At 58.6% G+C, this 22,214-nt stretch carries 19 protein-coding genes; 2 read left to right on the top strand and 17 right to left on the bottom strand.

The annotated features are described in order from the left end of the window. Positions 1 to 266: 266 nt before the first annotated feature. The 16 genes from AWB64_RS05650 to AWB64_RS05575 all read right to left on the bottom strand — a co-directional run bounded on the left by AWB64_RS05650 (position 267) and on the right by AWB64_RS05575 (position 19,656). The gene (locus AWB64_RS05650) at positions 267 to 1,409 is read right to left on the bottom strand and encodes an SLC13 family permease (protein ID WP_060817607.1); all 1,143 of its coding nucleotides are present in this window, start codon (positions 1,407 to 1,409) and stop codon (positions 267 to 269) included. Between the two features lie 4 nt (positions 1,410 to 1,413). Then, positions 1,414 to 2,343, bottom strand: coding sequence for a ParB/RepB/Spo0J family partition protein (locus AWB64_RS05645; protein WP_060817606.1), 930 nt, complete (start codon positions 2,341 to 2,343; stop codon positions 1,414 to 1,416). Positions 2,344 to 2,380: 37 nt separating this feature from the next. After that, entirely contained in the window at positions 2,381 to 3,151 is a 771-nt protein-coding gene (locus AWB64_RS05640) for a ParA family protein (RefSeq protein WP_060817793.1), read from the bottom strand. A 62-nt stretch (positions 3,152 to 3,213) separates the two neighbouring features. Next, positions 3,214 to 3,894 carry a 16S rRNA (guanine(527)-N(7))-methyltransferase RsmG gene (rsmG, locus tag AWB64_RS05635; RefSeq protein WP_060817605.1) on the bottom strand — a complete coding sequence of 227 codons (681 nt, stop codon included), beginning with the start codon at positions 3,892 to 3,894 and terminating at the stop codon, positions 3,214 to 3,216. Then, positions 3,894 to 5,858: a tRNA uridine-5-carboxymethylaminomethyl(34) synthesis enzyme MnmG gene (mnmG, locus tag AWB64_RS05630; protein ID WP_060817604.1), complete on the bottom strand. Its 1,965-nt coding sequence runs from the start codon at positions 5,856 to 5,858 to the stop codon at positions 3,894 to 3,896. The genes rsmG and mnmG overlap by 1 nt, the downstream gene beginning before the upstream one ends. 150 nt (positions 5,859 to 6,008) lie before the next feature. After that, a complete protein-coding gene (locus AWB64_RS05625) occupies positions 6,009 to 6,755 on the bottom strand; it encodes an ABC transporter ATP-binding protein (RefSeq protein WP_060817603.1) in 747 nt (248 codons plus the stop codon). Next, positions 6,755 to 8,539, bottom strand: coding sequence for a branched-chain amino acid ABC transporter ATP-binding protein/permease (locus AWB64_RS05620; RefSeq protein WP_060817602.1), 1,785 nt, complete (start codon positions 8,537 to 8,539; stop codon positions 6,755 to 6,757). Before AWB64_RS05620 ends, AWB64_RS05625 begins: the two co-directional genes overlap by 1 nt. A 4-nt stretch (positions 8,540 to 8,543) precedes the next feature. Next, complete coding sequence (locus tag AWB64_RS05615) at positions 8,544 to 9,599, bottom strand: branched-chain amino acid ABC transporter permease (protein WP_060817601.1); 1,056 nt, start codon at positions 9,597 to 9,599, stop codon at positions 8,544 to 8,546. 150 nt (positions 9,600 to 9,749) lie between these two features. Then, on the bottom strand, positions 9,750 to 10,913 hold the full coding sequence (locus AWB64_RS05610; RefSeq protein ID WP_060817600.1) for an ABC transporter substrate-binding protein: 1,164 nt from the start codon (positions 10,911 to 10,913) through the stop codon (positions 9,750 to 9,752). Between the two features lie 211 nt (positions 10,914 to 11,124). Further along, entirely contained in the window at positions 11,125 to 12,291 is a 1,167-nt protein-coding gene (locus AWB64_RS05605; protein ID WP_060817599.1) for an ABC transporter substrate-binding protein, read from the bottom strand. A gap of 533 nt (positions 12,292 to 12,824) precedes the next feature. Continuing rightward, complete coding sequence (locus tag AWB64_RS05600) at positions 12,825 to 13,796, bottom strand: branched-chain amino acid ABC transporter permease (protein ID WP_060817598.1); 972 nt, start codon at positions 13,794 to 13,796, stop codon at positions 12,825 to 12,827. Continuing rightward, the gene (locus AWB64_RS05595) at positions 13,796 to 14,680 is read right to left on the bottom strand and encodes a branched-chain amino acid ABC transporter permease (protein ID WP_060817597.1); all 885 of its coding nucleotides are present in this window, start codon (positions 14,678 to 14,680) and stop codon (positions 13,796 to 13,798) included. Before AWB64_RS05595 ends, AWB64_RS05600 begins: the two co-directional genes overlap by 1 nt. Before the next feature lie 115 nt (positions 14,681 to 14,795). Next, positions 14,796 to 16,019: an ABC transporter substrate-binding protein gene (locus tag AWB64_RS05590; RefSeq protein ID WP_060817596.1), complete on the bottom strand. Its 1,224-nt coding sequence runs from the start codon at positions 16,017 to 16,019 to the stop codon at positions 14,796 to 14,798. A 60-nt stretch (positions 16,020 to 16,079) separates the two neighbouring features. Next, a complete protein-coding gene (locus tag AWB64_RS05585; RefSeq protein WP_060817595.1) occupies positions 16,080 to 16,841 on the bottom strand; it encodes an ABC transporter ATP-binding protein in 762 nt (253 codons plus the stop codon). Next, positions 16,838 to 17,617 (bottom strand): ABC transporter ATP-binding protein, encoded by a 780-nt coding sequence (locus tag AWB64_RS05580; protein WP_060817594.1) that lies wholly within the window; start codon positions 17,615 to 17,617, stop codon positions 16,838 to 16,840. The genes AWB64_RS05585 and AWB64_RS05580 overlap by 4 nt, the downstream gene beginning before the upstream one ends. A gap of 359 nt (positions 17,618 to 17,976) precedes the next feature. Further along, positions 17,977 to 19,656 (bottom strand): GMC family oxidoreductase, encoded by a 1,680-nt coding sequence (locus AWB64_RS05575; protein ID WP_060817593.1) that lies wholly within the window; start codon positions 19,654 to 19,656, stop codon positions 17,977 to 17,979. Between the two features lie 138 nt (positions 19,657 to 19,794). Here AWB64_RS05575 and AWB64_RS05570 point away from each other — a divergent pair, with 138 nt between their 5' ends. Beyond that, the gene (locus tag AWB64_RS05570) at positions 19,795 to 20,715 is read left to right on the top strand and encodes a LysR family transcriptional regulator (RefSeq protein ID WP_060817592.1); all 921 of its coding nucleotides are present in this window, start codon (positions 19,795 to 19,797) and stop codon (positions 20,713 to 20,715) included. A gap of 83 nt (positions 20,716 to 20,798) precedes the next feature. Beyond that, positions 20,799 to 21,317 carry a class IV adenylate cyclase gene (locus AWB64_RS05565; protein ID WP_060817591.1) on the top strand — a complete coding sequence of 173 codons (519 nt, stop codon included), beginning with the start codon at positions 20,799 to 20,801 and terminating at the stop codon, positions 21,315 to 21,317. 6 nt (positions 21,318 to 21,323) lie between these two features. On the opposite strand, the gene AWB64_RS05560 is transcribed toward AWB64_RS05565, so the two are convergent. After that, on the bottom strand, positions 21,324 to 21,812 hold the full coding sequence (locus tag AWB64_RS05560; RefSeq protein WP_060817590.1) for an Lrp/AsnC family transcriptional regulator: 489 nt from the start codon (positions 21,810 to 21,812) through the stop codon (positions 21,324 to 21,326). Positions 21,813 to 22,214 lie beyond the last annotated feature (402 nt).

The raw sequence follows: 22,214 nt of genomic DNA, 5'->3' as shown, positions 1-22,214 counted from the left end.
AACCTGCGCATTTGCCGTTAATTTGCTGCCGGATTCAGCAACAACTTACGCTACGCTTTCGGGGTCGCTAAGCTGTTAAATCCGGGCGATTGTAAGCGATTGTTGTCACGGATTCAATAGCTTAGGGTCATCAAAAAACAACCGGCAACGACTGAAAAAACCGTCTCAAATCAGAGATTTCGCTTGTATGAACAACGACTGCGGGCGCGACTGAAAGGAGGCCAAAGTTGTGTCTGTTTTCAATGCGCACCCGTCCCCTGAATCGCTCAGACGAGCCACGCTCCGACTATTGCGGCGACGATCCAGAACGGGATCGAGATGAGATGGAACGGTCCCCACATGCCGCGCTCGCCCGACAAACGCACCGCAATCAAATTGGCGAGCGAGCCAATCGCGATTCCGAATCCGCCGACGCTCACACCAAATGCCAGCGCGCGCCAGTCTTTCGAGAATTCGGCGAGCATGATCGCGGCAGGCACGTTGCTGATTCCCTGCGATAACACCGCGCCAGCCGCATACGCCTTGAGCGGGGTATCGAGCCCGAGGCTCGCAATCGCGTGATGCACCCACGGTAATGCTGCCACGCTGCGCAGCACAATGAACATCAGCACGAAGATCAGCAGCAACAGCCAGTCGATCTTCAGCACGACCTGACGCCGCCACAGCAAAAATCCGATTCCGACAGCGGCGAGACCGAGGCCCGCGTGGTGTGCATCGGCGAGAACGACGAACGCGAGAAACGCCACGCCCGCGACCGAGCACAGCGGGACATCGACTTTGTGTGATTCCTTGCCGCCGGAAAGATCGAGTGGACGATTGCGGAACAGCAGCGCGGCGAGCACGTACAACATAGCCACGAGGGCCGCGCACAAAGGCAGGAGCGCCCACACGAACGCGCCGAACGACACGCCGCTGGTCTGCCAGAGGAACAGGTTTTGAGGATTGCCGAGCGGCGTCAGGATCGATCCGGCATTCACGGCTATCGCGATGAAAATCACGAGGCGTTTGACGGGAAGCGGCGCGAGTTTATGCAGCGAAAGCGTGAGCGGCACGACGGCAAAGAGCGCGACATCGTTGGTAAGCAGCGTGGACAGCGCGGCGGCGAGGCCAATCAGGAGGAAAGCGAGGCCACGCTCGCCATGGATCCGATGCACAACGCGATGCGCCATCCACATCAGGAAACCGGACAATTCGACGGCTTTCGTGAGCATCAATAAACCGGCGAGCGTCAGCACGGTCTGCCAGTCGATCAACGTGGGCAAATCGGCCCACGGCTTCGGATGCACGATCTGGAGCGCGATCAATGCCACGATCAGGATCGCGAGAACCGGCTCTTTCGCGATCAGCGCCCATGCTTTTGATGCCGCCAGATTCAACCGGGCAGGCTTTGCGTCCGCTGGCGGCTGCATCTGGCTAAGCTTGCGCCGCCGATGCGTTGTCCGTGGCCGGCGCCTTGTCGCTGACGACGCCAGTACGCAAGCGCCCCAGAATGCCTTCGAGTGCGTCGAGATCGCCGAAATCGATCTGCAGCTTGCCGCGCCCTCGCCCGCCCATCTTGATCTTTACGTTGGCGGACAACAGGTCCGAGAGTTCTTCTTCAAGCCGGCGCGTGTCGCGGCCGCCGTCGTTGGCGAGGCGTGCTTTGGTGGCGGGCGCTTCCTTGGTCGTCGATGAAACCAGCTTCTCTGTCTCGCGCACCGACATGCGCTTGTTCACCACCTGATTGGCAAGCTGGATCTGCGTGGCGGCGTCGACGGCGAGAAGCGCGCGTGCGTGGCCCATATCGAGATCGCCAGCAAGCAGCATGGTTTGAACCGGCGTGGCGAGGTTCAGCAAGCGCAACAGATTCGATACAGCGCTTCGCGAGCGCCCGACCGATTCGGCAGCTTGCTCGTGCGTGAAATTGAAGTCATCGAGCAGACGCTGGATGCCTTGCGCTTCTTCCAGCGGATTCAAATCCTCACGCTGGATGTTTTCGATCAGCGCCATGGCCGCGGCGGCCTGATCCGGCACGTTTTTCACGAGCACCGGCACTTCTTCGAGTCCAGCCAGCTTCGCCGCGCGAAAACGCCGTTCGCCCGCGATGATCTCGTAGCGGTCGTCGCCAATGGAACGCACTAGGATCGGCTGCATCACGCCTTGCGAGCGAATGCTCGACGCAAGCTCCTGCAGCGCGCCCTCGTCCATGCGCGTACGCGGCTGGTATTTGCCGGCTTGCATGGAATCGAGGCGCAGCACGCTCGGCTGGCCCTCGCTTCGAACGGCTTCGGTGATATCCGAACTGCCGCCCAAGAGCGCTTCGAGCCCGCGTCCCAGGCCCTTCTTTTTCATCGTCGCGTTCATCTTGCTTCCTCGTTCCGCCATCTTGCCGCCCTGTCCGTTAAAGCGCGCGTACGCGCTCGATCATTTCAGTGCCGAACTGGATATACGCCTGCGCACCACGCGACGCCCGGTCGAACACCACGCCAGGCAATCCGTAGCTGGGCGCTTCCGCCAGACGGACATTTCGCGGAATGACAACGTCAAAAAGCTTATCGCCGAAATGCTGTTTCAACTGATCGGATACCTGTTGCTGCAACGTGATCCGCGGATCGAACATCACGCGCAACAATCCGATCACTTTCAGATCGCGATTCAGATTCGCGTGAACCTGCTTGATCGTGTTGACCAGATCCGACAAACCTTCGAGAGCGAAGTATTCGCATTGCATGGGAATGACAACGCCATGCGCTGCGCATAACCCGTTCAACGTCAGCAGCGACAACGCCGGCGGACAGTCGATGAGGATGAAATCGTAGTCGGCCTCGACCTCGGCCAGCGCGCGACGCAGCACGCGCTCACGATTTTCCACGCCTACGAGCTCAACCTCCGCCCCTGCAAGTTCCCGGTTCGCCGGCAAGACATCGTATTTCACCGCGTCAGTACGGGTACGCGCCTCGCGCACCGTGACGCCGTTCACCAGCACTTCATAGACAGTATTCTCGACAGCGGCTTTGTCGATACCGCTTCCCATCGTGGCGTTGCCTTGAGGATCGAGGTCGATCAACAAGACGCGCTGATCCAGCGCCGCGAGGCTTGCCGCCAGATTGACCGCCGTCGTGGTCTTTCCAACGCCGCCCTTCTGGTTCGCGACGCAGAAAATCTTCGCCATCTTGATATGTCCCTTCTTTGCTGACTGGACTTCGGGCTTGCTTGAGATGTCGACAGCAGTGTTCAAGATTGGGCCGCTCCGATTTCAATTTCGATCAGGTGGCGCTCGGCGTCGAGCATGGGCACGCGCAAGCGCTCGATACTAAGGACTTTCACATCGGCGGGAAGACGCTCGATCTCGCCTTCGGGCCGAACGCCTTTCATCGCCCAGATGCGACCGTTGTCGGCAACCAGATGACGCGCAAGTGTAACGAAGTCAAAGAGCTCTGCGAACGCGCGCGAGACGATTACGTCGAAAAGACCTGAGACTTCTGCCCCCGGACGCAGTTTCTCGACGCGCCCCGTCACGACGGACAGATTCGTGAGCCCAAGTTGAAGCTTCGCTTGTGATTGAAATGCGGTTTTCTTGTGAACAATATCGTTCAGCGTGATCTGCCAGTCGGGCAGCACGATCGCCATCACGATGCCCGGTAAGCCACCACCCGATCCAACGTCCAGTGCGGTTAAGGCGCGGCCCTGTTGGGCGATATGCGGAATGATCGCAAGCGAATCGAGGATGTGCTGGATCAACATCTGGCGGGGATCGCGAATCGCGGTGAGGTTATACACCGCGTTCCACTTGCCGAGCAGCGCAACGTAATCGAGCAGCTTCTGGCGCTGCGTCTGCGTCACGTCAATTGCGAGTTCCTCAATTCCCTCGTCCAAAACCGCGCTGAGTCCGGTCTCGCCGGTGTTGCGCTGCATCACGACGCGGATTGGGCGTCATCGCGCCCTACCCGGTTGTTTCCCGTGGAATTATCTTTGCCGCCGAATGTGCGTTTCAGATGAACCATCAACAAGGAAATAGTCGCAGGTGTAATGCCAGAAATGCGCGATGCCTGCCCGATTGTCTCCGGACGATGCTGAATCAGCTTTTGACGCGCCTCGAATGAAAGCCCACGTACTTCGGCGTAGTCGAACTCGTCGGGAAGACGCGTGTTTTCGTGCGAACCGTTTCGCTCGATCTCCCCGGCTTGTCGATCAATGTAGCCTTGATACTTCACCGCGATCTCAATTTGCTCCTCGATCTGTCCGAGCAAGACTGGATCTTCCGCGAGCGGCGTTTGCGGTCCGGAAGTGTTGCCGCGCAACGCGCATACATCTGCGTATTTCACGCCAGGACGGCGCAGCAATTCCGCAAGACTGTATTCATGATCGATGGCTTTGCCGAGTAATGCGATAGCCTCGTCAACGGGCAACGTCTTCGGCGTGACCCACGTAGTCTTGAGGCGCTGTGTTTCACGTGAAACAGCATCGCGCTTTGCGTTGAAGACGTTCCAACGCGCATCATCGATGGCGCCAAGATTCCAACCAATCTCCGTCAGGCGCATGTCCGCGTTGTCTTCACGCAGCGAAAGCCGATATTCCGCACGGCTCGTGAACATGCGATAAGGCTCCGAAACGCCCTGAGTGACAAGATCATCTACAAGGACGCCAAGATAGGCTTCATCCCGGCGTGGGCACCACGCGTCCCGGCCGCTGACCTGAAGCGCAGCGTTTATCCCCGCCAACAAGCCTTGAGCGCCCGCTTCTTCGTATCCCGTCGTGCCGTTGATTTGTCCTGCGAAGAACAATCCATCGATTACTTTCGTCTCAAGCGACGCCTTCAGGCCGCGCGGATCGAAGTAGTCGTATTCAATGGCGTAACCTGGACGCAGGATATGCGCGTGTTCCAGACCTTTCATTGATCGGACCAACTCCAGTTGAACGTCAAATGGCAAGCTCGTGGAAATCCCGTTCGGATAAACCTCATTCGTGGTCAGCCCTTCTGGCTCCAAGAAGATCTGATGCGAGTCCTTCGACGCAAACCGATGAATCTTGTCTTCAATCGACGGACAGTACCTCGGACCAACACCTTCGATCACGCCGGTGTACATCGGCGAGCGGTCCAATCCAGATCGGATAATGTCGTGCGTGCGCTCATTAGTATGCGTAACCCAGCATGGAACCTGGCGCGGATGCTGTTCAACGCGACCAAGAAACGAGAAAACCGGAATTGGATCAAGATCGCCCGGTTGTTCTTCCAGTTTCGAATAGTCGATCGTACGGCCATCGATACGCGGAGGCGTGCCTGTTTTCAACCGACCTTGCGGAAGCTTCAGTTCCTTTAACCGTGCCGACAAAGATACGGCAGCCGGATCTCCCGCCCGTCCGCCGGTGTAGTTATTCAAACCCACGTGAATCTTCCCGTCGAGGAAAGTCCCGGCTGTAAGCACGACGGCCCTCGCCCGGAACTGCACGCCAACCTGAGTTACCGCGCCAACAACCCGGTCGCCGTCGACCATCAAGTCCTCTACGGCTTGTTGGAAGAGCCACAAGTTCGGTTGATTCTCAAGCCGATGGCGGATCGCCTGCCTATAGAGAACGCGATCGGCCTGCGCTCGCGTTGCGCGTACGGCCGGCCCTTTCGACGAATTCAATATCCTGAACTGGATGCCGGCTTCGTCTGTTGCGGCGGCCATTGCGCCGCCAAGTGCATCGATTTCCTTGACCAGGTGCCCTTTGCCGATACCGCCTATCGACGGATTGCAACTCATCTGGCCCAGCGTTTCGATGTTATGGGTCAGCAAAAGCGTGGCCGCGCCCATGCGGGCGGAGGCCAATGCCGCTTCGGTTCCAGCGTGACCGCCGCCAACGACGATCACATCGAATTCAGTTGGATAAAGCATGGATTCCCGCGCGAGGTGGCGGACCTTCGAAAGAGATATCAAAGAATTATACCGGTTAGCTTTTGCGTCGATTCGGCCCTAAACCGCGTGAGCAAAAAAATGGCGTGTTTCACGTGAAACACGCCCGTTCGAATTGGCACGGAATCTTCGCTATGCGACTTTTTTTGCCAAGCCTAGATAGGTTTCAATGACTCTTGGGTCGTGCGCCAATGCGGTCGCAGCCCCTTCCATTGCAAACTCCCCGGTTTCGAGCACATATCCGTAATCGGAAATCTGAAGCGCAGCCCGTGCGTTTTGTTCGATAAGCAAAGTGGCAACGCCTGTCTGACGAAGCGCGCTGATGATGTGGAAAATCTCCTTAACGATCAACGGCGCAAGTCCCAGGCTGGGCTCATCGAGCATGAGGAGATCGGGTTTGCCCATCAACGCACGCCCAACGGCGAGCATCTGCCGCTCACCGCCGGATAGAGTGCCAGCAGCCTGCTTGCGTCGCTCGTTCAATCGGGGAAACAAGTCGAACACGTGATCAAGTTGATCGAGATAGTGGCGCTCACCCGCCCGCTTCCGCCGATAAGCGCCCAGCACCAGATTGTCCTCGACGGTCATACTCGCGAAGAGTTCGCGTTTTTCCGAGACAAGACACATTCCACGTGAAACACGTTTTTCAATGGGAAGCGCGGAGATATCTTCGCCGCGGTAGCGAATCACGCCCTTGGCGTATCCCGCCGATGGCAACGCACCCATGACCGCGTTAAGTAAAGTGGACTTCCCCGCGCCATTAGGTCCGATTACGGAAACGATCTGCCCTGCGTCGACCACAAGTTTTCCATTATGAAGGGCTTCGACCTTGCCGTATCGAACGGACAAACCGTCTACCTGAAGGACTGCATCGGCCATTAATCCACTCCACCCAAATAAGCTTCCAGCACGGCCGGATCCTTTTGCACGTCCTGCGGCAAACCCTCCGCGATCCGCGTACCAAATTCCATTACTACAAGACGGTCGGTGAGGTTCATCACAAAATCCATGTCGTGCTCCACAAGAAGAATGCTCATGCCTTCGGCTTTTAAGCGTCGCAATAAATCCGCGAGTTGCTGTTTTTCTTGATAACGCAAACCCGCTGCCGGTTCGTCCAGCAATAACAAACATGGATCGCAACATAGTGCGCGGGCGATTTCGAGTATTCGCTGTTGTCCAAGCGCCAGACTTCCGGCTTCATCGTAGAAATGCCTTTCCAAGCCTACGCGCTTGATTTGTTTTGCCGCCTCTGCCATCAGCCCCGTCTCTTCTGCCGCGTTCAATCGAACCACGCTGCGCCAGACGCCCGTCTTGCCGCGCAGGTGCGCGCCAATAGCGACGTTCTCAAGCACCGTCATGCCCGATAGCAATCTCACATGTTGGAACGTTCGTCCGATACCCCGCTTGACAATTTCACGTGACGTCAGCGCATCGATACGCTCGCCCTGAAACGTAATCGCGCCGCTCGTGGCCTGCAATACGCCGGTCACCAGGTTGAACGTGGTGGACTTCCCCGCCCCGTTAGGACCAATCAAGCCGATGATCTCGCCCGCCTTCACCTGAAAACTGACGTCGTTGACGGCGACCAGACCTCCGAACTGCTTGCGGGCTTTATCGACGACCAGCAGCGGCTCGCCTGCAACCGGTTTGACGCGCTGGGGCAACGCGTCAGCGTGATCAGGCACGCGGGCACGCGGGCCGCTGGGAAACAGCCGTGCCACAAATGGCCAGACGCCTTGCCGCGCGTACTGCAACAACAACACCATCAATACGCCAAAGACGATGATTTCGAAATTTCCGTTCGACCCAAGCAATTTGGGCAGCAACGTCTGCAGGTAATCCTGCAGAACGGTGAGGATCGTCGCGCCGAGCACCGCACCCCATACGTGCGATACGCCGCCCACGACCGCCATGAACAGGAACTCGATGCCGTGGTTCAGGCCGAACGGCGTCGGGTTCACCGCGCGCTGTAAATGCGCATAGAGAAAACCCGAGATAGCCGCGAGCACGGCGGCGTAGACGAAGATCACCACGCGCATCCACGCGGTGTTCACACCCATGGCCTCGGCCATTGTGCCGCCGCCGCGCAACGCGCGGATTGCCCGGCCCGGCCGGCTATTGAGCAGGTTTTGAACCGATATGACCGCCAGCAACACCACGACCCAGATCAGGTAATAAATCGAACGCCCCGACTCGAGATGCCATCCGAAAAGATTAAGAATCGGAATGCCGTTGATGCCGTCGTACTTGCCAAGGAATTCGAGGTTTCCGAACAGAAAAAACAATGACAAACCCCACGCAATCGTGCCAAGCGGCAGGAAATGCCCGGAAAGGCGCATGGTCACCATGCCAAGCAGCAACGCGATCACCGCCGTCAACACCACGCCCACGATCAACGCAAGCCACGGCGACACGCCAAACTGCGTGGTGAGATAGGCCGTCGAGTAAGCGCCCACGCCCACGAACGCCGCCTGGCCGAAGCTCGTCATCCCACCAATGCCGGTCAGCAGCACGAGCCCGATAGCGACAATGGAATACAAGCCGATGTAATTGAGCAGCGTGATCCAGTACTCGGGCATGCGCACAGGCTGCGGCAGAACGGGCAGAACAAACACCAGCACCAGGAACACGACGAACAACTTCTTCTGCATCAGGAATTTCATCGCGTCACTCCTCTTCTTCATCCGAATGCGGGCTTGCGAGACTCCGCCACAACAGCACCGGAATGATCAGCGTGAACACGATCACCTCTTTATAAGCGCTCGCCCAGAATGACGAATACGATTCCAGCAATCCGACCAGCAGCGAGCCGGCCGCCGCGAGTGGATAACTCACCAGACCGCCCACGATCGCGCCCACGAATCCCTTCAAGCCAATAAGAAACCCCGAGTCGTAGTAGATAGTCGTGATCGGCGCGACGAGAATGCCGCAGAGCGCGCCCAGACCGGCCGCAAGCGTGAACGCCAGCCTGCCAGCCTGCGTCGTGCCAATGCCCACCAGACGCGCGCCAAGCCGGTTCACGGAGGTCGCGCGTAGCGCCTTCCCGGAGAGGGTTCTATCGAAGTAAAAGTACAGCGCGACGATCAACACAACCGCCGTGCCGACCACCCAGATACTTTGCCCCGAGATGGACACGCTTCCGAGATTGAAGCTTGCGTCAGAGAACGCGGTTGTGCGCGAACCTTCCGCGCCGAACATGACGAGGCCCAAGCCGACCATAGCGAAATGCACCGCGACCGCCACGATCAGCAGCAACAACGTGCTGGCTTCGGCAATCGGTTCATATGCCAGCCGATACACGAACGGTCCCATTGGAATCACGATCAGCAGCGTCAATGCAATCTGCGCGATCATCGGCAGCGGCTGTGCAGCGACGCTTCGCGTAAGCGCATACACAGCGATAGGAAACAGCAAATACTTGCCCGCAAGAATGGCGAGCGTCCGGCCGATCTGCCTGTGCCGCGATGGATGCCGCGCGATCCCCGCTATTTCGGCGACAAAGCAGCCCACGCCCATTGCGACAAGCAGCCAGCATGTAGCCGGCAGCTTCTGCGTTTGCAGCGCGGCGAGTGTCAAGGCGCCGTACGCCACGAACTCGCCCTGCGGAATGAAGATGACACGCGTCACCGAAAACACCAGGACCAGCGCGAGCGCGAGCAATGCGTAGATCGCGCCCGTGGTGATGCCGTCTTGCGCGAGAATCGCCGCAATCGATAAGTCCATACTTCCTCTTTGAGAACATTCTGAAACGGGGCTGCCGGATCAGCCCATCGAAAGCATGGCCTGTCGCTGTACGCGAAACGCTCAGGCCATTAGCAAAGCTCCGGAACGCTAACGCGCCAAAAATACCCGGCGCGCAAGCTCACGGCGATGTCAGTCGTTCTGCACCTTCCACTTGCTATCGACGATCTGCACCATCACGCGCGCGCGATTATCGAGGCCGTTGTGATCGGCGGACGTGGTGTTCATCACGCCATGCGCGAGCGGAAGATCCTTGAGGTTTTCAAGCGCGTTGCGCAAGGCCGCGCGAAACGCTTCCGTGCCCGGCTGAGCGGTCTTGAGCGCTTCGGGAATGGCCCGTTGCAGCATCTGGCCGGCGTCCCACGCATGACCGCCGAACGTCGATACAGAACCCGCGCCATAAGCCTTCTCATAGGCCGCCTTGTACGCGAGCGCCGACTTCTTCACAGGGTTGCTATCGGGCAACTGATCGGCGACGAGAATGGGACCGGCCGGCAGCAATTCACCGTCGCAATCCTTCCCGCACACACGCAGGAAATCGTTGTTCGCCACGCCGTGCGTCTGATAGACCTTGCCTTTGTAGCCCCGCTCTTTCAGCGCCTTCGCCGGCAGCGCCGACGGCGTGCCTGCGCCCGCGATCAAAACCGCATCGGGATTCGCGCCAAGCGTCTTCAACACCTGGCCCGTGACGGAAGTATCGGTGCGCGCGAAGCGTTCGTTCGCGACGATCTTCAACTTATGCGCCGCCGCGGCCGTGTTGAACACGCTGTACCAGCCGTCGCCATAAGCATCCGCGAAGCCGATAAAGCCCACCGTCTTCACGCCATGCTTCTCCATATAGTCCGCGATGGCGTCGGCCATCAGGCTGTCGTTTTGCGGTGTCTTGAACGCCCACGTGCGCTTGGCGTCCATCGGCGAGATGATCGCGGCCGACGCAGCCATGGAGATCATCGGCGTCTTGCTCTGGCTCGCTGGATCGAGCATGGCAAGCGAGTTCGGCGTGACCGTGGAACCGACGATGGCATCGACATGATCTTCATCGATCAGCTTGCGCGTGTTCTGCACGGCGCGGCTTGTGTCCGATCCATCGTCGAGCACGATGTACTCCACCGACTTCCCGCCGATCTCCTTCGGCCACAGCGCGACAGTATTTTTCTCGGGGATTCCGAGCGACGCCGCCGGCCCTGTCGCCGAGAGCGTCACGCCAATCTTCACCTGCGCGAGCGCCGCGCCCGCGCTCAACGCAAGCGTGCCGCCAAGCACCGCGCACGCGAGTTGCTCTTTGATCTTTTTCATTGCATCGTCTCCAGACGCTATGCCATCGCGCACGCCGTGTACGCTACTGCGAGTTGTTATAAATCTGCGTCGAGCGGTCTTTCTTAACCGCCGCTCGATCTATTTCCGACAAACGTTAGTCATAAGGCCGAATCAGTAAAGCCAGCTACAAAAAAGGCGCGTTCGAAGCAACGCGCCTTTAATGGATTCGTAGGGTCGTGCCGGCTCGCCGTCAGTCTTTGACGAGCTTCCACTGACCGCCGACGATCTCCACCATCACGCGCGCACGTTGATCGAGCCCTGAGTGATCCGACGCGCTCATGTTGAAGATACCGTGCGAACCGGCAAGGTCTTTGGTGCTTTCAATCGCCGCGCGCAACGCTTCGCGAAATGCCTGCGACCCGGGCTGCCCTGCTTTCAACGCAATCGGAATAGACCGCTGCAACAACAGGCCGGCGTCCCACGCATGACCGCCGAACGTCGATACCGAACCCGCTCCATTCGCGCCTTCATAAGCCTGCTTGTACGCCAGCGCGGACTTCTTCACCGGGTTCGAATCAGGCAACTGCGCGGCCACCAGCAGCGGTCCGGCCGGCAAGAACGTCCCTTCGCAATCCTTCCCGCACACACGCAGGAAGTCGTTGTTCGCAACGCCGTGCGTCTGATAGATCTTGCCCTTGTAGCCCCGCTCCTTCAGCGTCTTTTGCGGCAATGCGGCCGGCGTTCCCGCGCCCGCGATCAACACGGCATCCGGGTTCTGCGACATTGCCTTCAGGACCTGCCCCGTTACCGACGCATCGTTACGTGCAAACCGCTCATTCGCGACCACCTTGATCTTCGCGAGATCGGCGGCCTTCGTGAATTCCTTGAACCAGCTTTCGCCGTATGCGTCGCTAAAACCAATGAACGCCACCGACTTGATGCCATGGTTCGACATGTGCGATGCAATGGCCGTCGCCATCAGAATGTCGTTCTGCGGCGTCTTGAATACCCAGGCGCGCTTGGCATCCATGGGTTCCACGATCGTCGCGGCCGCCGCCATGGAGATCATGGGCGTCGCCGTTTCCGAAGCGACGTCGATCATGGCCAGCGAATTGGGAACGACGGTAGAACCAATCAGTGCGTCGACGTGATCTTCGCTTGTCAGCTTGCGTGCGTTCTTCACGGCCTGCGTGGAATCCGTCGCATCGTCCAGCACGATGTACTGCATCTTCTGTCCGGCAATTTCTTTCGGCAGCAACGCGATGGTGTTCTTTTCCGGAATGCCCAGCGACGCAGCCGGACCTGTTGCGGACAGCGTCACCCCGATTTTTACGTCTGCAAAAGCTTGCGTGCTGATCACTGCAGATGCGCTCGCGGCAAACAGCGCCGCCGAGATCCAGCGTAAAGCCAACTTCATTGATATACCCCGTAAAAGTGTTTGTTCATTGCCCGCGATTTTACGGTTTTTATATCCCGACCACGCGGTCGGTGAATACGAGTGTAGCGGACTGAGGCCGCATGGGGCAAGGGTTTTGAAGGGAATGGAATGGGCAAACGTGTGCTGCAGCGCGCATTGGAAAATACGCGGGAAAACCCGCACGAATAATCGATAAATAAATGGAGCACAACGGCAAAGCCGCGAATGAACTTCAAGCGGTAATTGAATGCGGAAATGCGAAGTACAAATAAAAAGCGCTGTTGGAATCATCCAACAGCGCTTTAGGTCGGGCACTTGATGCCTCGTTGTCTCCTCGTTCTCCACCTCAAAAATCGGGTGCTGCAGAACTGAAACGGATATTAGATTGGACAACGATTACCGACAACCTAGCATTTACCCTAGTGGTGCACAAAAGCACCTTAATTGGGCGTCTGCTCAACCGTGCCCGGCTTAAGAGGCAGAAAAATGTTCCAAACCAAGCGTTAATTCGGATTACCAACGAATAGTCGAAGCTACCCGCGCAACGGCCGAAACCGCGCGATGATCTCACCCACGATTCCGCGCCTGAAGAGCAGCACGCACGCTATGAAGATCAGCCCCGTCACGATCGTCACGGACTCGCCAAGCGAATTGAACCAGTCGATACCGGTGAGCCGCGTCAATCCGCTACCGATATCGCCGAGACGATTTTCCAGCGCAACAATAATAAAAGCGCCGAGCAAAGGGCCGAACATCGTGCTCATTCCACCGACCAGCGTCATCAATACAACGAGACCCGACATGGTCCAATAAGCATCCCCAAGGGTTTCAAAACCGAGCACCAACGTCTGAAGCGCGCCAGCCAATCCCGCGAGACCCGCCGACAAGACAAACGCCAGCAGCTTGAAACGCGACGTGTCGTATCCCAGCGAGATTGCGCGCGGCTCGTTTTCCTTGATCGCGATCAGCACCTGTCCAAACGGAGAATGCACGATCCGCACGATGAATCCGAACGCCAGCACCATCACGAGCAGCACGATGTAATAGAGCGTCAGGTCCGAGCCGAGGCTGATTGCGCCAAACAGCTTGCCGCGCGGCACGCCTTGAAGGCCGTCTTCACCGTGCGTGAACGGCGCTTGCAGGAACACGAAATAGACCATCTGCGCGAGCGCGAGCGTGACCATCGCGAAGTAGATGCCTTGTCGCCGGATTGCAAACAAGCCAACGATCAACCCAAGCAACGTCGCCACCGCAGTCCCCGCAATCACACCGAGTTCCGGCGTGAAACCGAGGGTTTGTATTGCGTATCCGGCCGTGTAGCCGGCGCTTGCGAGAAACATTGCGTGGCCGAACGAGAGCAAGCCCGTATAGCCGATCAACAAATTGAACGCCGCCGCGAACAGCGCGAAGCACAGCACCTTCATCATGAAGACGGGATAGACGCCCATGAACGGCGCCGCGATCAGGCCCGCCAGCAACACGCCGTAGAGTACTTTTCTCAACATCATTTTTCCTTGCCGAAAAGTCCCGCCGGGCGCACGAGCAGAACCAGCGCCATGATGACGAAGACGACCGTCGCGGACGCTTCCGGATAGAACACGCGCGTGAGGCCCTCGATCACGCCGAGTCCGAGGCCGGTGAGTATCGAGCCCATGATGGAACCCATTCCGCCAATAACGACCACCGCGAACACGGTGATGATCATCGACTGCCCCATCAGTGGCGAAACCTGAATCACGGGCGCGGCGAGCACGCCCGCGAACGCGGCAAGCGCGACGCCAAAGCCGTAGGTGAGCGTGACCATCAGCGGTACGTTGATACCGAATGCCTCGACCATCTTCGGGTTCTCGGTGCCCGCACGAAGATAGGCGCCCAGACGCGTTTTCTCGATGACGAACCACGTCGCGAAGCATACGGCGAGCGACGCCACCACAACCCACGCGCGATAGTTCGGCAAATACATGAACCCGAGATTCGTCGCGCCGGCGAGCAAGCCGGGAACATCGTAGGGCTGCCCGGACGATCCGTACACCGAACGAAATACGCCTTCAATGACCAGCGTGAGGCCGAACGTGAGCAAGAGTCCATAGAGATGGTCGAGCTTGTAGAGCCAGCGCAGCATCGTCCGTTCAATGACGATACCAAACACACCGACTATGAGCGGCGCGAGCAGAAGCATCGGCCAGTACGGTACGTTGAAATAAGAGAAACCCATCCACGTGAGCATCGCGCCCAGCATGAACAACGCACCATGCGCAAAGTTGATCACGTTGAGCAGGCCAAAGATCACCGCGAGGCCAAGGCTCAGGATGGCGTAGAAAGAACCGTTTACCAGCCCGAGCAGCAACTGGCTCATCATCGCCGCAAGCGGAATGCCGAAAATTTCCATTGAACCTGCCATCAAAGGTGTTTCGACGCATACCGCCCGATCATGCAGGCATGCGTCGATCGATCATGCGGATTCACGTAGCACGCGAATCCGCAAAGCGGTCATTCCCGGCCGCTCATTTCCACAGCGTGCAGCGCGATTCAGCCTTGGTCGCGAACGCCTGATCACCCGGAATGGTCGCGGTAATCTTGTAGTAGTCCCACGGCTCTTTAGACTCCGACGGCTTCTTCACTTCCATCAGATACATGTCGTGAATCATGCTGCCATCTGCACGGATATAGCCGTTCTTCGCGTAGAAGTCGTTGATCTTCGCCTTGTGCAACTGCTCCATGACCTTGTCGCTGTCCGTTGACCCCGCCGCCTGAACCGCCTTCAGGTAAGTTGTGACGGCTGAGTAGTCGGCTGCATGAAGACTCGTGGGCATCTTCTTCATTTTTGCGAAGTAGCGCTGCGCCCAGGCGCGCGTGGTCGCGTCCTTGTTCCAGTACCAGCTATCGGTTGCAACCAGACCTTGGGTGGTTTCGAGGCCCAGGCTGTGGATGTCGGTCAGGAAGATCAGCAACGCGGCGATCTTCATCTGCTTGGTGATGCCGAATTCCTTCGCGGCCTTGATCGAGTTGATGGTGTCGCCACCCGCGTTGGCCAGACCCAGCACCTGCGCCTTCGATCCCTGCGCCTGCAGCAAGAACGAAGAAAAGTCCGACGCCGACAACGGATGACGTACCGCGCCCAGCACTTGCCCGCCATTCGCCTTCACTACATCAGACGTGTTTTTTTCCAGCGCCTTGCCGAACGCATAATCCGCCGTGAGGAAATACCACGTCTTGCCGCCCTGCTTTGTCACGGCCGAGCCGGTGCCCTTGGCGAGCGCCATGGTGTCGTATGCGTAGTGAACCGTGTACGGCGTGCATTGCTCGTTGGTGAGGTTATCGGCGCCCGCACCAATGTTGATGTACGGGATCTTCTTTTCGCCGGCGACCTGGTTGGTCGACAATGCCGTCGCCGAATTCGTCCCGCCAATGATCACATTCACGCCATCGCGATCAATCCATTCGCGTGCGCGCGATGCCGCAATATCCGCCTTGTTCTGGTGATCGGCGTACACAAGCTCGATCGGCTTGCCGTTCACCTTGCCGCCGAAATCGGCGATCGCCATGCGGATGGATTCAAGGCCGCCCTGGCCGTCGATGTCCGCATAAAGACCCGAAAGGTCCGTGATGTAGCCGATCTTTACGGTGTCGCCAGGGGCGGCGTGAGCATTGCCCGCCATGAGCGACGCAGTAGCCGTTGCAACGGCCAGGCAAATACCCGAGAGGCGCGCGAGGGTCTTCTTCTTCATTACAGTCTCCGTTGAGTTTGTTGTTCTTGCTGCTGCCCGCATGCTGTTGCACCGAACCCGTCAAACTCCGAGCAGTTCGTGCAGCACCGGCATCTTCGTTTCGAGTTCCCCGGCATTGAAGTGCTCGACAATCTTCCCGTGCTCCATGACGTAGAAGCGATCGGCGAGCGGCGCCGCGAAACGAAAATTCTGTTCGACCATCACAATGGTGTAACCCCGTGACTTGAGCATCAGGATCATTCGCGCAAGCGCCTGCACAATCACAGGCGCAAGCCCTTCCGAAATCTCGTCGAGCAGCAGCAGGTTTGCGCCCGTGCGCAAGATGCGCGCAACGGCCAGCATCTGCTGTTCGCCGCCAGAAAGCCGGGTCCCCTGGCTATTGCGGCGTTCCTTGAGATTGGGAAACATCGAATAGATTTCATCGATGGACATGGCTTCCTTCGGATTCCCTACTACCGGCGGAAGCATCAGGTTTTCCTCGCACGACAAGCTCGAGAAAATCCCGCGTTCTTCCGGGCAATAACCCACACCGTAATGGGCGATCTTGTGTGTCGACATGCCAACCGTCTCATGCCCCCCAATCCGGATCGACCCGGTGCGCCGTCCGGTCAGGCCCATGATCGCGCGCAGCGTGGTCGTGCGACCCGCGCCATTGCGCCCGAGCAAAGTGACGACTTCGCCGCGGTTCACCTTCAGATCCACGCCGTGCAGGATATGCGATTCGCCATACCACGCCTGCGCGCCGGCAAGCTCGAGCGCGGGCTCCCCAGCCGATCCATCGCGCGAGCGCTGCGCGCGGCGTTCTTCCACGATCGTACTCATGCGTGCGCTCCGGCCAGAGCGGCGTCGGCGCTGCCCATATAGGCTTCCATCACAAGCGGATTCTTCGATACCTCCGCGTAGCTGCCCTCGGCCAGCACCTCGCCACGTTGCAGGACCGTGATGGTGTCCGAGATCCCGGCGATCACGTTCATGTTGTGCTCGACCATCAAGATGGTGCGTCCCGCCGATACCTTCTTGATCAGCGCCGTCACGCGGTCCACGTCTTCATGACCCATGCCTTGCGTGGGCTCATCAAGCAGCATGAGTTCGGGTTCCATTGAAAGCGTGGTGGCGATTTCCAGCGCGCGCTTGCGACCGTATGAAAGCTCGACCGTGGTGGTATCGGCGAAATCGGTCAGGCCGACTTGCGTGAGCAGGTCCATGGCGCGGTCATCGAGTTCAGTGAGCACGCGCTCGCTTTTCCAGAACTTGAACGATGTGCCGAGCGAGCGTTGCAAGCCGATACGCACGTTCTGCATGACCGTCAGATGCGGGAATACAGCGGAAATCTGAAACGAGCGGATCACGCCGCGACGCGCGATTTGCGCGGGACGTTCGCGCGTGATGTCGGCGCCGTTGAAAACGATCTGTCCCGCGGTCGGTTCGAGAAACTTGGTGAGCAAGTTGAAGCAAGTCGTCTTGCCCGCACCGTTGGGACCGATCAATGCGTGGATTGAACCCCGGCGCACACGCAGGTTCACGTCGTTCACGGCGGTGAAGCCCTTGAATTCTTTTGTCAGGCCGCGGGTTTCCAGAATCGTATCGCCGAGAATCATGTCCCCTTCCGTGCTTGGTTTGAGCCTGGGCCCGACCTTTGTTTCAGCCTTTGGCAGACGCGCTTTTGGCGCAGGCCTTGGGTTCTGCCGAAGTGGTTCGCTTGCGTTCGTGCGGGTACTTTTACCAGGCAAGTGTTGCAGTGCTGGCATTGTGCTGGCTTGCATCTGCTGCACTTTTTGCGTGCCGCACAACGCTCGTGCAGACATGCGGCGCATCAAAGACGTACGGGGTATTGTCGCGCCAATGATGCAGCGCAATCATCGGGATTTGCACTTAGTTTGGCGCTTTGTTTTATTGGTTTATGTAGCCAGGCTCTTTAATGAATGCTTTTATGTATTGCAGCAGGACGCTAAACAATTCACGCAATACTCGATACCACCGTTCGCGCGCGCAAACCCAGGAACCGCCGGTCCGCGCGAATCATCTCGCTTGCCCTTTCCGCGATCATCAAGGTCGGTGAATTCGTATTGCCCGAAGTAATGGTCGGCATGGCAGACGCGTCGACCACGCGTAATCCGTCGACGCCGATTACGCGCAACCGGCTATCTACAACGGCGGCGGGATCGTTATCCGTCCCCATGCGGCACGTGCCGACCGGATGAAAAATGGTCGTTCCTATTTTTCCCGCAGCGACCGCGAGTTCGGCGTCGGTTTGAAACGATGTGCCGGGCAAGATCTCTTCCGGTGAATATTTCGCGAGCGCGGGCGCGGCCACGATGCGCCGAGTCAGGCGCAAAGCGTTGACGGCAACTTCACGGTCGCGATCCGTCGACAAATAATTGGGCGCAATAAGCGGGGCGACGCTCGCATCCGGCGACGCAATGTGAACGCTTCCACGCGACGTAGGCCGCAACGGACATACCGAAGCCGTGAACGCGTTGAATGCGTGAAGCGGCTCGCCGAACCGGTCCAGCGATAACGGCTGCACGTGATACTCGACGTCCGGCCGGGTAATGCTTGGGTCGTCGGGATTCGACCTGGCGAACGCGCCCAGTTGCGACGGCGCCATCGACATGGGTCCGCTGCGCATGACCGCATACTGCAAGCCGATCCATGCCTTGCCCCACCACTTCGCCGAGAGCGTGTTGAGCGTACGCACGCCGCGTACTTTATAAGCCATCCTAAGTTGTAGATGATCCTGCAGATTCTCGCCTACACCACGCAGATCCTGAATCACATCGATACCCATTTTCTGCAGCCGCGCACCATTGCCAATGCCGGACAGTTCCAGCAACTGCGGCGAGTTCACAGCGCCCGCGCTGACGATCACTTCGCAACGGGCGCGCGCAAGATAGTCCGTATCGCCGCCTCGATATTCCACGCCAACGCAGCGCTTGCCTTCCATGACCAGCCGCTGCGTATGGGCACCCGTAATGATGGTGAGATTGGTGCGTTTTATCGCGGGCCGCAAGAAGGCCTTCGCTGCATTCCAGCGAATCCCGCTGCGCTGGTTGACGTCGAAATAACCCACGCCTGTGTTGTCGCCGCGATTGAAATCGTCGGTTGCGGGAAGACCCGTCTGTTGCGCAGCTTCCGCAAATGTCTCCAGCACTTTCCATTTGAGCCGCTGCTTTTCGACGCGCCATTCGCCGCCCGTTCCGTGCCATTGGTTCGCGCCACCATGATGGTCTTCGCTGCGCTTGAATACGGGCAGCACCGAATCCCACGACCAATCGCGGTCGCCGGTGATGGCGGCCCAGTCGTCATAGTCTTCACGCTGGCCGCGCATGTAGATCATGCCGTTGATCGATGAACAACCGCCCAGCACGCGGCCACGCGGATAGGAAAGCGAGCGGCCGTCGAGTCCCGGTTCCGCCTGCGTCTTGTACAGCCAGTCCGTGCGCGGATTGCCGATGCAATACAAATAACCGACCGGCACGTGGATCCAGTGATAGTTATCCCGGCCTCCCGCTTCCAGCAGAAGGACATTTACATCGGCGTCTTCGGTCAGGCGGTTGGCAAGCACGCACCCCGCCGTCCCCGCGCCCACGATGATGTAGTCGAATTCGCCCTCGAGCTTACGCGCGTCCTGTTTCATTTTCGCCTCCTGCACGGCTCGATATGGGGCCGTTCATCCAAGTTTTGAACCGTACTTTCTGCACACCCTACTGCGGTCGCACCGCAGCAATCCAATCAGATATCTTCAATAGCTTTATAAGCCACGTTAATATCAGGCATGGACCTCACTCTTCTCCGTGCCTTTATAACCGTCGCCCGCGAGGGCAATCTCACGCGAGCCGCGTTGCAACTGCATGTAACGCAGCCCGCTGTCAGCCTGCAGATCAAGAACCTGCAGGAAGCGCTTGGCGTGACGCTGTTTGTGCGGACGTCGCACGGACTCATCATCACGCGCGACGGCGAAGCGCTGCTGCCACACGCGGAGCGCGCGCTCAACGCCGCGAGCGAAGTGCGGCGCGTCGCCGCCGCGCTGCGGCACGAAATCAGCGGGCGGCTGACCATAGGTACGATCCTCGATCCCGAATTTCTCCGGCTGGGCGGGTTCTTGCGCGCGCTGGTGGAGACGTATCCGCGCGTTGAAACCGCGCTCAGGCACGGCATGTCGGGCTGGGTGCTGGAGCGCCTGAAAGCGCGCGACCTGGATGTCGGGTTCTACATCGGCGATCCGGCAATCGATGAACCCCGCGATGCGCATCGATTTCATGTCGTACAGCTCAAGCCTTATCTGTATCGCGTGCTCGCGCCGGCCGGATGGAAGGATCGCGTCAACCGGACGACACATCCGAAGACCGGCACGCCCGACTGGGTCGCGCTTGCCCGTCTGCCCTGGATCTGGACGCCAGCGGAATCGGCGCATAACCGTCTGCTGACCCGTCTCTTCAACGCCCACGGCGTTCAGCCCGTCAAGGTCGCTGAAGTGGATCAGGAGCCGTCCATGCTCGATCTCGTCAAATCGGGCGTGGGTCTCACGCTCGTGCGCGATTCCATTGCGCTTGCGGAAGCGCACGCGCATGCGCTCACTATCGTGGAAGGCGTCACGGTGCCGACGCAGTTGTCGTTCATCGTGTTAGCGGAGCGCCGCGAGGAGCCGAGCATTGCTGCGGCGTTACGTCTGATCGAAGACCAGTGGGCGACGTAACGGCGAAGAAGACTCGCGGCCGCCAAACTTTGTTAGTCTGAGGGTCGCGCCTCTCGCGCCCACGTCAACAGGAATACGCAAACATGGCACGCAACATTGAAATCAAGGCTCGCGCGCATCAGTTCGACCAGCTTCTCGCGCGCGCGGCTGCGCTCGCCACTGAACCGCCGATGATCTATCGCCAGCAGGATTTTTTCTACGACGTGCCGAACGGCCGCCTCAAATTGCGTCAATTCGATGACAACACGCCCGCCGAACTGATCTTCTATCAGCGCGATGACCGCGACGGTCCGAAGGTTTCGTATTACTCGCGCAGCCCGGTGACGAACCCGGAAGCCATGCACGCGCTGCTCGCGCAGGCGCTGAACACGCGCGGGATCGTCAACAAGGAGCGCCATGTTTATATTGTCGGGCGCACGCGCGTGCATCTGGATCGGGTTGACGGACTCGGCGATTTTATCGAACTGGAAGTGCTGCTCGGCCAGGACGACGACGAAGAAGGCGGCGAGAAGGAAGCCGAGGAATTATTCGCGAAGCTGGGTGTATCGAGCGCGGATCTGGTGCCGGTTGCGTACGTCGATTTGCTCAGCGAACCGGCCTGATTCCTTTTAGTCGATATCTTTCGGCGCAAGATGCCCGAGCGGCAACGGTCCATTGCGCTTGAACGTAGTCAACACGATGTTCGAACGCACGCTGTCCACGCCGGGCACACGCATCAGTTTTTTCATGACGAACGTGGAAAGCGCGTTCAGGTCGGGCGCGACAATGCGCAGCAAATAATCGGCGTCGCCCACGGTCGCGTGGCATTCCAGCACTTCCGGCAATGTCTCGATCTGCTGCTGGAACTGGTCGATGACCGTATCGCCGTGATGCTTGAGCTTCAGGCTCGTAAACGCGGTCACGCCGAGTCCGAGCTTTTCCGGACGCAGCACCACACGGTATCCATCGATCACGCCAGTCGCCTCCAGCCGCTGAAGCCGCCGCCCGATCTGGGACGGCGACAACGGCACTTCCTCGGCCAGTTGCTGATGCGTGGCGCGGCCGGAGCGCTGCAGAACGTCGAGTAGCGCGAGATCGAAGTGATCGAGATCGATCATGGGAAAGCCTGCGTTAGATCTGAAAGGACGCAAGCTTACCGTGCCCGGACGCAAGATAATGCGTCGCCAGGCCCGACATTGCGAAGGAGAAAAGATCCGGGACTCGCATAACCATCACAATAAAGTCAATCGATCCGCCATGAATCCGTAACCTTCGTATTACAAACGATGACATCCAAAAACCGCAATAACCACGGCTAAAAGACATGTCACACCGTCATTCGAAAGCAAAAACAAAGTGATATGCAAGCCTGAATCGACTTATCCTTACATATGGAAAGTTGATTCCTGATCGATGTGTAAGCTTTAACTGCAACGCTGCGCCCTCGGTTACGTCACTTCGTTGGCGGTACAGGGCGACCCTGTACAATCACCACGCATGCGGTTTTGGCGGCGCATTCA

The sequence above is a fragment of the Caballeronia sordidicola genome (assembly GCF_001544455.2).
Taxonomy (GTDB): domain Bacteria; phylum Pseudomonadota; class Gammaproteobacteria; order Burkholderiales; family Burkholderiaceae; genus Caballeronia; species Caballeronia sordidicola.
This window is presented reverse-complemented; position numbering and strand designations above follow the sequence as displayed.

Bases quoted from the DNA above. Each gene is read 5' to 3' on its own strand.
- AWB64_RS05650 (WP_060817607.1), bottom strand. From the start codon at position 1,409: ATGCAGCCGCCAGCGGACGCAAAGCCTGCCCGGTTGAATCTGGCGGCA.
- AWB64_RS05645 (WP_060817606.1), bottom strand. From the start codon at position 2,343: ATGAACGCGACGATGAAAAAGAAGGGCCTGGGACGCGGGCTCGAAGCG.
- AWB64_RS05640 (WP_060817793.1), bottom strand. From the start codon at position 3,151: ATGGCGAAGATTTTCTGCGTCGCGAACCAGAAGGGCGGCGTTGGAAAG.
- rsmG (WP_060817605.1), bottom strand. From the start codon at position 3,894: ATGCAGCGCAACACCGGCGAGACCGGACTCAGCGCGGTTTTGGACGAG.
- mnmG (WP_060817604.1), bottom strand. From the start codon at position 5,858: ATGCTTTATCCAACTGAATTCGATGTGATCGTCGTTGGCGGCGGTCAC.
- AWB64_RS05625 (WP_060817603.1), bottom strand. From the start codon at position 6,755: ATGGCCGATGCAGTCCTTCAGGTAGACGGTTTGTCCGTTCGATACGGC.
- AWB64_RS05620 (WP_060817602.1), bottom strand. From the start codon at position 8,539: ATGAAATTCCTGATGCAGAAGAAGTTGTTCGTCGTGTTCCTGGTGCTG.
- AWB64_RS05615 (WP_060817601.1), bottom strand. From the start codon at position 9,599: ATGGACTTATCGATTGCGGCGATTCTCGCGCAAGACGGCATCACCACG.
- AWB64_RS05610 (WP_060817600.1), bottom strand. From the start codon at position 10,913: ATGAAAAAGATCAAAGAGCAACTCGCGTGCGCGGTGCTTGGCGGCACG.
- AWB64_RS05605 (WP_060817599.1), bottom strand. From the start codon at position 12,291: ATGAAGTTGGCTTTACGCTGGATCTCGGCGGCGCTGTTTGCCGCGAGC.
- AWB64_RS05600 (WP_060817598.1), bottom strand. From the start codon at position 13,796: ATGTTGAGAAAAGTACTCTACGGCGTGTTGCTGGCGGGCCTGATCGCG.
- AWB64_RS05595 (WP_060817597.1), bottom strand. From the start codon at position 14,680: ATGGAAATTTTCGGCATTCCGCTTGCGGCGATGATGAGCCAGTTGCTG.
- AWB64_RS05590 (WP_060817596.1), bottom strand. From the start codon at position 16,019: ATGAAGAAGAAGACCCTCGCGCGCCTCTCGGGTATTTGCCTGGCCGTT.
- AWB64_RS05585 (WP_060817595.1), bottom strand. From the start codon at position 16,841: ATGAGTACGATCGTGGAAGAACGCCGCGCGCAGCGCTCGCGCGATGGA.
- AWB64_RS05580 (WP_060817594.1), bottom strand. From the start codon at position 17,617: ATGATTCTCGGCGATACGATTCTGGAAACCCGCGGCCTGACAAAAGAA.
- AWB64_RS05575 (WP_060817593.1), bottom strand. From the start codon at position 19,656: ATGAAACAGGACGCGCGTAAGCTCGAGGGCGAATTCGACTACATCATC.
- AWB64_RS05570 (WP_060817592.1), top strand. From the start codon at position 19,795: ATGGACCTCACTCTTCTCCGTGCCTTTATAACCGTCGCCCGCGAGGGC.
- AWB64_RS05565 (WP_060817591.1), top strand. From the start codon at position 20,799: ATGGCACGCAACATTGAAATCAAGGCTCGCGCGCATCAGTTCGACCAG.
- AWB64_RS05560 (WP_060817590.1), bottom strand. From the start codon at position 21,812: ATGATCGATCTCGATCACTTCGATCTCGCGCTACTCGACGTTCTGCAG.